At 45.4% G+C, this 13519-nt stretch carries 11 protein-coding genes and 2 pseudogenes; 10 read left to right on the top strand and 3 right to left on the bottom strand.

Annotation, left to right across the window (positions count from 1 at the left end; all coding sequences use genetic code 11):
• Positions 1 to 338: 338 nt before the first annotated feature.
• Positions 339 to 1178, bottom strand: a complete 840-nt coding sequence (locus J2Z65_RS29845; RefSeq protein WP_167067022.1) for a copper amine oxidase N-terminal domain-containing protein — start codon at positions 1176 to 1178, stop codon at positions 339 to 341.
• A 246-nt stretch (positions 1179 to 1424) separates the two neighbouring features.
• On the opposite strand from J2Z65_RS29845, the gene J2Z65_RS29840 reads away from it, so the two are divergent.
• From J2Z65_RS29840 to J2Z65_RS36210, 6 genes and pseudogenes are all read left to right on the top strand, one after another.
• Positions 1425 to 2537: a DUF5667 domain-containing protein gene (locus J2Z65_RS29840; protein ID WP_167067019.1), complete on the top strand. Its 1113-nt coding sequence runs from the start codon at positions 1425 to 1427 to the stop codon at positions 2535 to 2537.
• 569 nt (positions 2538 to 3106) lie between these two features.
• Positions 3107 to 3358 (top strand): annotated as a pseudogene (locus J2Z65_RS29835) (transposase); the annotation flags it as partial.
• A 267-nt stretch (positions 3359 to 3625) separates the two neighbouring features.
• Positions 3626 to 4789 (top strand): YhgE/Pip domain-containing protein, encoded by a 1164-nt coding sequence (locus J2Z65_RS29830; RefSeq protein WP_167067016.1) that lies wholly within the window; start codon positions 3626 to 3628, stop codon positions 4787 to 4789.
• Positions 4790 to 4816: 27 nt separating this feature from the next.
• Positions 4817 to 5413 (top strand): TetR family transcriptional regulator, encoded by a 597-nt coding sequence (locus J2Z65_RS29825; RefSeq protein ID WP_167067013.1) that lies wholly within the window; start codon positions 4817 to 4819, stop codon positions 5411 to 5413.
• Between the two features lie 6 nt (positions 5414 to 5419).
• Complete coding sequence (locus J2Z65_RS29820; protein WP_167067010.1) at positions 5420 to 6379, top strand: PfkB family carbohydrate kinase; 960 nt, start codon at positions 5420 to 5422, stop codon at positions 6377 to 6379.
• 347 nt (positions 6380 to 6726) lie between these two features.
• Positions 6727 to 6870, top strand: a pseudogene (locus tag J2Z65_RS36210) (hypothetical protein); the annotation flags it as partial.
• Between the two features lie 85 nt (positions 6871 to 6955).
• Here the strand turns inward: J2Z65_RS36210 and J2Z65_RS29810 are convergent.
• A complete protein-coding gene (locus J2Z65_RS29810) occupies positions 6956 to 7861 on the bottom strand; it encodes a TIGR03943 family putative permease subunit (protein ID WP_167067004.1) in 906 nt (301 codons plus the stop codon).
• A gap of 18 nt (positions 7862 to 7879) precedes the next feature.
• Positions 7880 to 8818 (bottom strand): permease, encoded by a 939-nt coding sequence (locus J2Z65_RS29805; protein ID WP_167067001.1) that lies wholly within the window; start codon positions 8816 to 8818, stop codon positions 7880 to 7882.
• Positions 8819 to 9129: 311 nt separating this feature from the next.
• Here J2Z65_RS29805 and J2Z65_RS29800 point away from each other — a divergent pair, with 311 nt between their 5' ends.
• The 4 genes from J2Z65_RS29800 to J2Z65_RS29785 are packed head-to-tail and all read left to right on the top strand — an operon-like array spanning position 9130 to position 13512.
• Positions 9130 to 9840 carry a CpaB family protein gene (locus J2Z65_RS29800; RefSeq protein ID WP_167066999.1) on the top strand — a complete coding sequence of 237 codons (711 nt, stop codon included), beginning with the start codon at positions 9130 to 9132 and terminating at the stop codon, positions 9838 to 9840.
• Between the two features lie 32 nt (positions 9841 to 9872).
• Positions 9873 to 11111 (top strand): CpaE/TadZ family protein, encoded by a 1239-nt coding sequence (locus J2Z65_RS29795; protein WP_167066996.1) that lies wholly within the window; start codon positions 9873 to 9875, stop codon positions 11109 to 11111.
• A gap of 24 nt (positions 11112 to 11135) precedes the next feature.
• Positions 11136 to 12575 (top strand): ATPase, T2SS/T4P/T4SS family, encoded by a 1440-nt coding sequence (locus J2Z65_RS29790; RefSeq protein WP_338111800.1) that lies wholly within the window; start codon positions 11136 to 11138, stop codon positions 12573 to 12575.
• A gap of 4 nt (positions 12576 to 12579) precedes the next feature.
• Entirely contained in the window at positions 12580 to 13512 is a 933-nt protein-coding gene (locus J2Z65_RS29785; RefSeq protein ID WP_167066994.1) for a type II secretion system F family protein, read from the top strand.
• Positions 13513 to 13519 lie beyond the last annotated feature (7 nt).

The raw sequence follows: 13519 nt of genomic DNA, 5'->3' as shown, positions 1-13519 counted from the left end.
TCCTTGTTTGGAGGACGACATTCCCGCCAAATCACCTCATTCGCGTCGTGAATGCAGCCGCCAGGAAGACATTTTTGTTGGGTAAGAAAGCGTCAAAAGATTAATGTTGGAGATCGATAAATCAGCGAAATTTTCTTTATTTGCATCATTAAATCGTTATCTCATGCTATGTGTAATTCTCGAGCATCAACAATCCTACGTTCTAGCGGCTGGGGGTGCTGTGAGAAAACTATAGATCGAAAAATATATGAGGGTATCAAACTCTCCCCAGCCACTCGTTCAAACGGATGAGAAAAGAACCATCCGCGACTGGATGGCTCCTAGAATTTGATCCTGGATTAATCTTCGTAGATAACGACAGACTGGGTCTCTGATTCCCATTTAACTGCCGCTTTTAAGGCTTCGCTTACAAAACGAACCGGCACAACCGTGCTGCCGTTTTCAATAGCCGCTGGAACTTCAAGAGTGACTTCATTCCCATTGACAGTTGCTGTCTTACTATCAATAAAGAGTTTCACTGTGATACCACCACGTGTAACAGTAACTGAACGCTCTTCTTCATTCCAGGTAACCGTTGCTTTCAACGCCTCGGAGATAGCACGGAATGGAACTAAAGTGTTGCCTTCGCGGATAAATGGAGCTACCTCGAAAGTTGGCTCTTCACCGTTTACGTATAATTTCACACCTTTTTTCCCTAGTTTATCGTACAATTTACCAAGTTTTTTGTAAGAATCAAGATTTGTAACGTTTGCAATAATAGCTTCCTTTTGAACGTAAACCGCGTCGGTTACGCTCCCGGTTCTATCCAACAGATCAGCAAACTCCGATAAGGCTGCGTCCTTCTCTTTGATGGCCTCAAGCTCAGCTTTCATTTCAGCAGTAAGCTGAGTCTCGTATTTTGTCAAAAGAAGATCGGCAATAACAGCCCCTGCAGGCTTGTCCTTCACATTGTTGATCGCGTTGAGCAGCCCCTTGTATCCATTATGACCTTGATTGCCATAAGTATCGGATGTAACAGTCACATCCAATTTAGCATTCACCTTGAGATCAACGTTAACTTTCACTTTATCCGACTTGCCCTCATTAGCATTGTTTGTTTCGGATTTTGCAAATGCCGATCCTGCCATAAGGCTCGTTGCCAGTACACATGACGCGATAACCATCCATCTTTTTTTCATCTTTTTACGCCTCCTAAGTTGTCTACGATAATATATTCGGATTCTTCTTCTATTTTTGTGAGGGTATACTTTCTCTATTAATATTATTTCACAGTACTCCTAAGCTGCCTTGTGACAGTCTATTTGTTTGTTTAGCTATTGTTACCTTTGCGTGCCTAATCCTACCTGCCCCCTAAAAATACTTTTGGATCTCGTATACCTAAGTATCAGCTGCAGCTAAAATAAATTAATAAGGCGGTAACACTCATGTTATTGAAGTTAACGAAAGAGACCAAAAGAAACAACCTTCTCGCCAAGAGCGCCATACTCAGCATACTCATTTTTAGCGTGGGTACCGGTAGTGTATTGGCTTCGGAGATTACAACAACAACATTACCGTCTTCTACTCCCACATCTGTGAGCGTCACCCAGAATACGTCTGTCTCGCAAGCAGGCACGACTTTGAACGAATCCGAAACGGAGACTCCAGATCTTTTGCCAGGAGACTTCTTCTATTTTGTGAAAACAATGTACGAAAATATTCGAATGGCCCTAACTGTCAATGACGTAAAGGAGGCACGACTTCTTACCGCACTTGCCCAAGAGCGACTAAAAGAAGCGAACGCCTTATTGGCTCAAGGTAAATCGAATGAGGCGAGTCTATCTCTTCAGAAGTCACTGGAAACTCAGCAAAGTGCTGTTCAAAAAACAGACCAGGCTACTGGTATTTCGATAACTGTTAAGACTACGCTAGCAGAAAATACGACACAAGCGCCGGCTACTGAAGCAGAGGCTTCAACACAAAAAGAAACTGCAACAACTATCGCAGCTATACCGAGCAGTGAGCAGACAGCAGATCCTGAGCAAACAGAAACCGAAGATGTGAACACCCCTGTAAAGGAAGTGAAAAATCCGGAGCAGGTCCTGAAGGTAAAGACCGATTTGCAGCATAACATTCTTGCCTTAGCCTCGGCCTTGGAAAAGGTGGGAAATCCGAAAGCCCAGCTAGCTTTAATGAAAAATATAGAGAAGTCGTTTACTCATCTAGATAAAAAATTGGCCAAAATCGAACGTAAAGAGAAACTGGGGCAGGAGAATGAGAGCGTTACAGCTAAGGAAGAGCAGTCCATTGCTCCGCTGGTTCCATCTCCAACACCAGTTCCAGCGCCAGTTACAAATGAGTCCGTCTCGGATCAAAAGAAACAGGAACACTTCGTAACGGAAAAAACAGATCAAACGAAGAAGGGCGAAGATAAACAGGATTTAGATAAATTTGGTATAGAAAAAGAGAAAAAGAACCATAGCCACCACAACGGCGGCGAAAAAGGGAACGGTAACGGCAACGGGCACGAGAAAAACAAAGGTAGCAAACAAGATTAATACCATGTAAAAACCGTCAGTGAGAAACTGACGGTTTTTCTTGTTTTATCAATGTACCTAGCGTTCTTATATGTAACCTCTAAACCTCTAGGCGAGACTCTGCCCTTAATTGATTATTTTTTACCAGCTGTGCTTACTACCTTGTCCGCGAATGTCCTGCTAACATATTATCATGACAAAGAACAGGTAGGAAATTCGAGCTAAAAGTTGATGTTATTGCGTTAATCTGCCCTTTTGCTTAATGAAAATAGAGCAGCTGCTGATCGCAAACTGCTCTAAGGTGTCTTTCGACTAACGTTACCGGTAGTTGAATTAGTTCAACGGTTTATGGAACCGACAAGTGAGTGTTATGATGGAAATCTAGCTGCTTGAAAACTCGTAGCTGTAGTAGCTACAATATTTCCGCTAGTGCTAACTGTAGCGAAGATCTCAACTAGATCACCGGCTTGCAATTGAAGAATAGCAGACACACTTACAATATTTCGGAAAATACTTGGACCAAAGAAATCGTTATCAAACGAGACAGCAACAACGCTATTCACACGAATTTCTATAAGTGCCCTCATGCTGTTTTTGAAAGGGCATATCCCGGAGGCGGGCGAAACAGCTATCACCCAAAAATGCTCGCCAAAGTTATCATTTACGCCTACACTCAGCGAATTTACTCCTCCCGTCAAATTGCTAAGGCTGTTCGTGAGAACGTAATGTTCATGTGGATCGAAGGTAGACAGCGGCCGGACTTCCGAACCATCGACCGTTTTCGTTCTGAGCGAATGAAAGAAGTGCTGGAGACCTGCTTCGAGGCTTATGCAAAGTATGTCTGGAGGTCAGGGGGCTTTCCCTTGCCCACAATCTGAAAAAAGCAGCAGTTGACGCAAAAAGCAAAGGAGCTAGGCACATACAAGCGACTTAGCTCCTTTTTTTATCTAACTATTTATCTTATCCCGCTTGAGACTGTCTTGCAGATTCTATAATTGTTACTTCTGGGACAGCCTCATTTTTAGATTGACAGCAGGAAAGCTCCGAAATATAATTTAAACAAACGTTTAATTTAAATGATCGTTTAAATCTTTGGGGAGTGGTACATTTTGAAGCAGGCACTTGGGGCATTTCTAAAGCAAGGCACGACGAAGGTCGGAATTATTACAGCCATTACATTTCAACTATTATTTAGTTTGATTTGGATGACAGGTTATTCAGGCGTATCGGATAACACGAAGAATTTGAAGATCGCCATTGTGAATGAGGATCAAGGCTTAGGGAAGACAGTGGTAAGCAATTTGAAAGCGAATCTGCCTTTTCAGACGGAACAAGTAGACGCCATTGAGAAGGCGCAAGAAATGCTCAATAATCGTGAAGTGCAGATGGTTATGCACATTTCGGCGGACTTCTCCAAAAAGCTGCAAACGCCGGGGCAAACAACTCCAATTTCGTATACAATCAATGAGTCCAATCCGTCGATGACGAAGTCCGTGATGCAGGCGGTAGCAGGCAATGTAACGGCAACAGTGAACAAGGAAGCTGTGGCCGCAGGGGCATCTGCTGTCCTCATCCAAATGAATCCGAATCTGCCGGCTGAGCAAGCAGGGCAAATCGCGCAAGGACTTGCGAACAAAGTAACCTCAGATATTCAAAGTACAAATAAAGTGAAAGATATGCCGAATCAGATGCTTCCGATGATGCTTGTGCTTGCTTCTATTGTAGGAACGATGATCATGGGTATGAATTTTAGCGTTTCTACGACCATCCTTGGTGCTTCGGTAAATAAAATGAGCAAAATGGCTGCACGTCTAGTGTTAACCGTTATCGCCGCAGTGGTTGTCGGACTCATAAGCGCGACGATGGTTGTTGCTTTGGGCGGGCATGTGGAGAAAGGATTTATGGCATTGTGGTCATTCGAGTCCCTATTCCTGCTTACTTTTGCTTTCGTGGCTCAAATGTTTTTGACATTGTTTGGGAACGCAGGTATGCTATTTAACATCGCGATGTTGTCCTTGCAATTGGTGTCATCTGGAGCTATAGTGCCAAGGGAACTTTTGTCGAGCTTCTATCATTCTTTGAGCAATGCTTTCCCGGCTACTTATGCTGTGAACGGTTTAATGAATATTTTGTTCGGCGGTCCTGGCGTGGGCAAAGAGGCTGGGTTCCTGGTTCTAATTGCGGCAATTGCATTAGTTATTGATATTGTGGTTGTGTCTTTGAAAAAAGGAAAAGCAGCGAACGCTGCTGGACATCGCTCACAAGTCGCTTAATATAGTATGCAAGGAGGACGCTAAACGATGACACATCAAGAATCAGACATGAAGATGAAAATTGTTCTGGCTGCTAAAAAGTTGTTCGCCCAGCATGGTTATGATGCCACTAGCGTTCGTCAAATATGTGAGGAGGCCGGGGCCAATGTGGCTCTGGTTTCCTATTATTTTGGCGGAAAAGAGAGCGTTTTCTACGAGATCTTTCGTCAGTTTTTTCCAACGCATAAGCTATCCGGATTTTTTGATATTAAGGATCCTGTCATAGGGATGAAGACAATAATTAAAGAAGTCATTTTAATCCGGACTAAAGATCCTCAAATGATCAGCCTGATTCAAATGGAGATTATTACGCTATCCCCTCGTGTCGAGAAGATGAGAGAACTCGTTTTTCCGGTATGGGAGAAAGTAAGATCCTTGTTGGATACGGGCAGACAGCAAGGTTTTTTTCATTTCGAGTCTTTGGATAGCACGTTGATGTTTGTATTAGGTTCAATATTCTTCTATAAGCAAAGAGATTTTTTTGAGCCGCTTTTTACGGACCAGCGACCGGATATAGAAACGCTTATCCATCAAACAACAGCCTATATCATGAATGCGCTGGGCTATCAAAGTAAGGGGGAATAAGGACTTATGAGTAAAACCTATATTGTTTGTTTAGGTGAGCTTTTGATTGACTTCGTGCCCGAAGTAAACGGACAGGCTTTGGCTGACGTCGCGAGCTTCCAGCGGGCGGCGGGCGGAGCGCCGGCCAATGTCGCTGCGGCGGTCGCTAAACTCGGAGGCGACGCAAGGTTTATTGGCAAAATCGGCCGAGACCCATTCGGCGATTTCCTCGTGCGCACGCTTGACGAAGTCGGTGTGCAGACGGCTGTCATCCAGACCGAAGAGGCGAAGACGGGGCTGGCGTTTGTTTCGCTGCGCGCGGATGGCGAGCGCGATTTCTTGTTTTTCCGCGACCCGGCGGCGGACATGCTGCTGCGCACAGACGAAGTCCAAGCGCAGTGGCTGGAAGACGCCGCGGTTTATCATTTCGGCTCGGTATCCTTGATTGCCGAGCCTTGCCGCACCGCGACACTGGATGCAGCGCGCCGAGCGAAAGATTTTGGGGCATTGGTGTCCTACGACCCCAATGTGCGCCTTGCGCTGTGGCCGAGTGCAGATAGCGCTCGGGCGGAAATCCTTGCGCAGCTTGGGCTTGCGGATGTGGTCAAAGTCAGCGAGGAGGAAATCGAATTCCTCCTCGGCGTAGACGCGACCACTGGGGCGCAGCAGCTGCTGCAGCGAGGACCTAAAGTGATTATCATCACTTTAGGTCCTGATGGCTGCCGCGTTGTGAGTGCGCGGCAGGATGTCGTCATCCCCGGCACGCCTGTGGCAGCCGTGGATACGACAGGCGCCGGCGACAGCTTCGTCGGCGGCATGCTCTTTCAGCTGGCGTCGCTGGGCGTGACGCCTGCAAACATCGTGTACGCGCTTGCTGAAGCTGGTGTCGCCGAGCGCGTATTTGGCTTTGCCAATCGCGTGGGTGCTATCACCACGACGCGCCGCGGTGCGATTCCTGCGCTTCCGACGCTTGCGGAAGTGCAATAAACGACTCCTGTAGAAAATGAAGGTAAGCTCTATTCCATTTCTCTGTACTTTTTCTGTTGTATCTACATTTACAACGGGAAGGGGGGATGGATAGAGCTTTTTTACTTTACTTGATGCGGATGTTTCTTCACTAACAGTTTGTTTCTGGCTGAATGTATGCACGATGCACAGTTTCCATTCGTTAACTGCGTTAATCAACTCAGTAATACGCTGCGGAGTGAGGGCGAGGATTAGGTTGGATTATTAGAATGGAAAACGCTTACTTGTTAGGGACCGATATCTTCTGAATTTGCAGATTCTGTTTTATCTACAAAATGTAGTCCTCAGAAGCAAGCTCGGATGCATCCAAGATCAGCGACTGGGCCTTGCCTTATGTAAATAGCGCGCTAAAAACGAAGCTTTTGACAGGTCGTCTAGAAGGGCTCTTCGTACCGGATGAGCATACAATCCGTGTGGAAGCAGCACAAGCGATCTACAACTTGCTGAACTAGAAAACGCAGAAAAGATCGCCACGCCCTGAATGAGGGGGTTGGCGATCTTTTTTTGTAGTTTGGGGATCCCTTAAATTTGATGCAACTAGCTTCCAAAGTAAGCATTTTGATACACATATGGACTTGTCGGTTCTTTTTGTGTATCGATGGTTTTTGCAACGATCGTTACTACGTCTTTACCGTCCAAATTTCGTTTTTCGATGGTGCCGAGAGCAACAACATACATATCGTTTTTCCATTGCTCAGGATTATCGGTCTCAACCAGGATGGCAAGCGGCACAGAGTCTGCGACACAGCACCTCATGGAGAACCTTCCCAGGGCGAATTGATTTTTGTTCATGTTATCGAGGCGGTAAACATAGCCTGATATTTGCACCTTTTTGCCAATGAATTGATCCTGATACAAATCCAACGACGTTAGCGATTCTATATAAAAATCATCGTTGATCAACACGAGCGGCTGGTTATACATATCCGCAGCCCGCTTGGCGTAAGGCTTGGTGTATTCATTAAACGGAAAAGTCGGTCCCGTAACTAATTGCAGCTTATCATTCGGAACGAGGTTTGGGCCTGCATCGCCGTAATTGTTATTGACCAATATGCCCGAAGGGGTCAAATTTAACCCTTTTTTGGCTGCCATTTGACTTCCTAATACCGCATTGGGGAATGAAAAGGCAAGAATAAGGGGAATGATCAAAACCGTGTACATGATAATAACGCTGGGTTTCCATTGATCATGGCTGTGCGCCGAACATGAACAAGCAATCGACGACGTTTTCTCCTTGGAGCGGATATCCCGAACTGCCAAATAAAGCTGGTGCATGGCCAGCACATACATGCCGACGGCAAGACTTTTTACCCAGAGAGCCATTCTCGGAGCCACATAATAAATTAAAGCATCTGATCGGCTTATCTGAACGATAAAAATAACGAATGTGATTAAGACTGCAGCTCGAATCGTTCGATGCGCGAACGTGGACCATTTTTGCATAGTTATCCTGCCTCCATTCTATAAGTAGGAATACAGCTGATCGAATGCGACCGACCCCAACAGAACGACAACGGCTGAAATGAGCATAACCGTCACGATGGTTTTGACTCGGAACACTTTCAACAGCATTAAAGTGCTTTTGATGTCGAGCATGGCGCCAAAAACGAGAAAAGCGAGCACAGAACCAAGGCTGAAACCGGGAATGAACGTAGCGCCGACAAAAGCGTCTGCAGTGGAACAGATGGAAAGGACATAGGAAAGACCCATCATAAACAAATGCGGAGTAAAGTCCCCATGGCTTAATGTAAGAAGCCAATTCTTGCTTACGGCTGTCTGCATCAATGCGGTAACGGTAGCGCCTAATACTAAAAATTTGCCTACTTCAAACATTTCGATGGCGGCGTGTTCCAGTGTTTCATGCCATTTGTTTTTCCAGGCTGCTGCTTTTGGAGCTTTGCTCAGGAGTGGACGTTTGGGGCTTTTTTTGTTCGGAGCGGCATGTTCATGTGTATTGACTACTTGCGTGCGCAGGGTAGAATTGCCATTACCACGTGAAGCCCACAGGCCAATCAGAGCTGCCGCAGCGAACGCCAGCACCATGCGGGCGACAGCCATTTCCGGCTGAGCACGAAAGGCCACGAACGTGGACGTGAATACGACCGGATTGATGATCGGCCCGGCCATCATAAATACGAGGCCGATATAAGGCGGCATGCCTTTGCGGATTAGCCGGTGCACGACAGGAATGATTCCACATTCGCAGAGCGGGAAAATGATGCCCAGCAAGCACCCGAAAAGAATGCCTGGGATTGTTTTTTTCGGTATCCACCGCTGTAGTGTTTGGTCGCTAATGAATGTTTGCAGCAAAGCAGAAATTATGACGCCAAGCAAAATAAAGGGGAACGACTCCAGTAAAATGCCGAGTACCATGGTGCGAAAATCGCTTAGAAAACTCATTGAGTCGCCTCCTTGACAAACAACTAATAACAGATAAATTTTATTACATTTAGTTTGTTTGTTATGTTTTTTCTATTGATTCTATCAGTCAATTGTTATGTCTACAACATCTTTTCATTAAGAAATTATTAATAAGTTAGTATAATAATAGTTGATGGGATCAATTATTTTTTATGTTGAAAATTGGAAGATTCTATGATATTTTTAAATTGCGAAGAACGCAGATTTCGGATGAATGTCCGAGAGCTGCGTTTTTTTGTTTTTTCGCTGAATAAGTAGCGGTATAGCTATTTTGAAAAGGAGGTGAGAGGTTGAATCGAAGGAGAAGCCTGCTAATTGGCTTGGTGTCTGCGATTATGGCGGCAATGCTCGTATATGGCGTTTATGTGCTGCAAGTTAATCAGATTGAAATGCAGCAGACGGTTCAGGTGGCGGTTCCGAAAGATTTTATTCGGGCCGGCGTTTTGATTCAAGAGGATATGGTGGAGCTGAAACCGGTTCAAAAGGGGAGCTACAAGAGCAGTATGATGTCGGATTTGAATGAGATTGTTGGACTGGAGACGTTGATTCCGCTTGGAAAGGAGGAACCGATTTTACAATGGAAGGTGAACCGTTATCATTTGCTCCCGAATGAATGGCAGGCGACTTTTCAAATTCCTAAAGAATATTTGTTATCAGTTTCTAATGGCATTCGTGCGGGGGATCGAGTTCGAGTATATGTATCTGGTACTGATGACGGGAGCTCAAGGCGGCTTTTTGGGGAAAAAGAGATAAAGGTTGCTTCGGTAAAGTCATCCACCAATGTGGAGGTGGACAATCCGAAGAATCCCAATCTGCTATCCAAGGTGGAAGGAGACAAGGAAAAGATGTATGCTTCCCGGTTGGAAGCGAATGGGGCTATTGACCAGATCAATTTGAATCTAACGGAGAATGAGTGGCTGGAGATTGATCGTTTATGCAGCGCCAAGAAAGCAAAGTTGGTTGTTGCTTTTAGTTCCTCCTCCATTTTGAGGGAAGATTAAAGTGATTAAAAGATTGAAAGGAGGTAGGGGATGTGAATGTCGGATTACTTTCATCAGATCAACGATTAATAGATGAAATTATTCACGTCGTTTATCTACAGCCATTGAACTGGGTTGTTTCACACTCGGCGGCAGAGCTGGACACCCGTTTAGCGGCAGAGAAGACTTTTTCTCATGTCATTATTTCGGATCGAGAGCTTGATTTTGGCGATTTGGAGGAGTTTTTGGAGCATTTACAGCAGATGAACCCAGAACTGAAAATGATTGTTCTGCTATCGAATTATCATGACGCTTCAATTAATGAAAAGTATGTCAAGATGTGCAAGCTGATGAGGCTTGACTACATTCAGCCAGGACGCAGCACGGCGGTTATTGCTGACGATATTCGGGCTTGGGTGGATGGTGGGACGGGGGAGCAGGGATTTCAGAAGCCAACGGGCAAACTGCTTACTTTTATCGGTTCGACCCCGAATATAGGAACGACACTTGCCTCTTTTGGCGTTGCGTATCTGCTTGCTATGGAGACGAGTCAAAGAGTTGGCTATCTTTGTTTAAATCTGAAGAGTTCTAAGCTTCATCGATATTTAGGTAAAGATGAGCATGTTTTTACACTCGATGGTCTGCGGGCGGAGCTAAAAGCTCAAAGTCTAACGCCTGAAAGGCTCCTGCTCGTTTGTGATCAACCGAGAGGAGATCAGGGACTGCATGTGTTGTACGGGAATATGCTGCGTGAGCAGGCGGAATTTTTCTCGCCATCGGAAATTGTTCATTTGCTGCGCGTTGCCCGGCGGACCTTTGATATTTGTGTCATCGAGGTTAATGCTTATTGGGATAATGCGGCAACGGTTTGCGGATTATTGGAGGCTGACAGCAAGGTCGTCGTAACGACTGCGGATATTGCCCAATTTCAAGAGGATTTTTCGAGGTGGATCAGGCAGGTAGGCTCTGTTTTTGGGCTGCAGCCAAATAGCTTTGAGTTAATGGCCGTTCAAACCGAGAAACATGCCAAACACAATGAGTTCACGATTAAAGATATTCGTAAAGAGACGCAGTTGCATTTGATTGGGCAGGTATCGAGGCATGGCGATGCGCTTTCCAGCTGCAATCAAGGGAAGCTGCTCGAAATGCTAAACCCAAGCCATCCGATGTATGAGGAGGTTAAAGACATAGCGTTGAAATTCGCCGATTTCTATAAGCTGCCTAGGAAAGAGAATATACGACAAGCCACATGGCTGCAAAAGCTTATGCTAGGAAGAAAAACGGCCAGCTAACGAACAGGGAATGAGGTGAGAGGAGTGAACGAGGAAAGGTTTTCTATTATTACCTATATGCATGAACGGAAAACGGAGGAACAAGCTGACGCATTAGGTTTGCAAACGGGTGTGAGAACGGGCCGCATGTCAGGAAAATCAGTAAGTGCAGAAATCGAAGATGTGATTTTTCAACAATGGGTGCAGGAAATACGAAGTGAGCTGGTTGTGATGAAGGGGAGAACGGACGAGGAGAAACAACTCTATAACGAGACGCTGAATCGGGCAATTCTTGGTTATGAAGAGGAGCGCGGAAAGCTGCTTGCCATTATCCATGATATTGTGTCCAAGAGAAGATTAACGGGCAAGCCTCCCATGACAAGTGGGTATACGACACTGCCGGAGGCGATTTTTGCAGAAATCATCGGGATGAACGTACTTGAACTTGTGCTGAAGCAAAAGGAGGGACTTGAAGAGATTCAGGTTGTGGGCAGACAGATTTTTGAGGTGAGAGGCGGTTATGCCTTACCTTCGGCTTATATGCTGCCTTCTGTGCGGGAATTGGAAAGAATTCAGCAGAATTTGGTGCTTTTTAACAACGATACGTTGAATCCTAGGAAGAAATGGGCTGAGGTCGTGCTGCGAGATGGATCGCGGGTAACGATGACAGGGTTTGGGTTCACGGCTGAGCCGACGTTGACGATTCGTTTTTACACGGTGAAGCGATTCGATCTGGCCTTGCTTACTTCTGCGGAGCTGGCCACGATGGATGATCGAATGGAACAGCTGATTCGGTGCTTGATTCGGTCGTACTTCAATATGGTCATTATTGGTCCGACGAACTCAGGTAAAACCAATCTCATTAAGGCGATCATTGCGGAAATGGATGATAATGAAAGGATGATAACGATCGAATCGCGGTTCGAACTAAATTTAAAGCGAGATTTCCCGCACAAAAATATTATCGAATACGAGATCGACGACGAGGATCCGAGACATTCCGGTTTACAAGCTTTTAAGCTGGCTTTAAGGCAATCGCCAAAACGGATTTGTCATGCTGAAATTCGGGACGATGACGCCAATCTTTATGTCAGGGCTTGTACCCGAGGGCACGAAGGCAGCGTTACTTCTGTCCATGTCAGTGAATTGGAGGATGTGCCGGATGCCATAACAGATATGTGCATGCTGGATGGCAGAGGGATGAATCCACTCCGTTTAAGGAAGAGGATCACGGAATTTGTGACACAAATCGGGATGGAAATGGCAGTTGTTCACGGGAAAAGAAAAATCGTGCGGATCGTCGAATACCGCTTCGAAAATGAGGAGGTTTGCGTCACGGATCTCGCAGTTTATGACAAGTCGACAGATGGATGGAAATTTCCCGGGAAATTGTCGCAACCTGCATCGCGGAAAATCAGTAAGACTGACCAAGAAGGGCATGCGGTGTTGTCGAAGCTCGGTTTTATCGAGAAAGAAGGCGAGTAAAGGGATGATTTTCGCCAAATATGTCTTTCTATTCTTACTGTTTATATTGATTTTTGTGGTTGTAAGGTCTGTTTTGCACGTCGCTATCCGACAGCGGAAAGCCAGGTTTCGGCTGCATTATGTCAAAACCTCCGCGTTCGGCAATCGTTTCAGCGAATATTTGGGGAATAGGAGCCGGTTATTTAAACATATGAAGGAGATGATGGAATCCGTCGAATTGGGCATGAGCATGCAGGCGATGCTGACGGTAAGCATGATCTTATTTTTCGCCGGACTATTGGCAGGTGTATTGTTGTTCCAGTCTTTGAAAGGAGTGCTGGTTTTAACGTTGATCAGCGTGTCGCTGCCCTATATGCTGCTTCGACTTAAGCTGGTCAGTATTCGGCTGCAAACCCGATTGGAGTTTTTGCCGGCGGTGGAAGTATTCTATCAGTACTATATGGTCGATCCTCATAAAAACATCAAGATGGCCCTGAAGTATTGCTTAGAAGAACATCGTATTTTATATCCGATTAAACCTGTTTTTGAGCAATTGTACCGCAATTTAATGACGCAAAGAGATACGGAGGAGAGCTTGCGTATTTTCTCTCTCACTTTGGGCCACACATGGGGGGATTATTTTATAGGCATTATGCGTGTTGCTTTGACGGAAGGGAGTTATGTCGGCGATAGTTTCAAGGAACTGATTGTCGATATGAGGAAAGCACAGCGTTCCGATCAGTTGGAAAGAAATCGGTTATTGGAGATTCGGATTGCTAATTTTACGCCGATTCTTTTTCTTGCCTTGTTTTTGACCATTAATTTCAAAGTTAATACAGACAACGCTTATTTGTACTACGTGGTTGATCCTATTGGGCGAAATATGCTGTTGGATGCGCTTTTGCTTATTTTTGTCTCCTTTATAATGGGGATTTATCTGTCAATGCGAAGAATGTGAGGGTGGG

Origin of the sequence: Paenibacillus aceris, from assembly GCF_017874035.1 — a bacterium.
GTDB lineage: Bacteria > Bacillota > Bacilli > Paenibacillales > NBRC-103111 > Paenibacillus_E > Paenibacillus_E aceris.
The sequence above is the reverse complement of the archived record's forward strand: the minus strand, read 5'-3'. Positions and strand labels throughout refer to the sequence as shown.

Excerpts from the sequence above, each read along its gene's own strand:
- J2Z65_RS29845 (WP_167067022.1), bottom strand. The coding sequence starts at position 1,178 with ATGAAAAAAAGATGGATGGTTATCGCGTCATGTGTACTGGCAACGAGC.
- J2Z65_RS29840 (WP_167067019.1), top strand. The coding sequence starts at position 1,425 with ATGTTATTGAAGTTAACGAAAGAGACCAAAAGAAACAACCTTCTCGCC.
- J2Z65_RS29825 (WP_167067013.1), top strand. The coding sequence starts at position 4,817 with ATGACACATCAAGAATCAGACATGAAGATGAAAATTGTTCTGGCTGCT.
- J2Z65_RS29820 (WP_167067010.1), top strand. The coding sequence starts at position 5,420 with ATGAGTAAAACCTATATTGTTTGTTTAGGTGAGCTTTTGATTGACTTC.
- J2Z65_RS29810 (WP_167067004.1), bottom strand. The coding sequence starts at position 7,861 with ATGCAAAAATGGTCCACGTTCGCGCATCGAACGATTCGAGCTGCAGTC.
- J2Z65_RS29805 (WP_167067001.1), bottom strand. The coding sequence starts at position 8,818 with ATGAGTTTTCTAAGCGATTTTCGCACCATGGTACTCGGCATTTTACTG.
- J2Z65_RS29785 (WP_167066994.1), top strand. The coding sequence starts at position 12,580 with ATGATTTTCGCCAAATATGTCTTTCTATTCTTACTGTTTATATTGATT.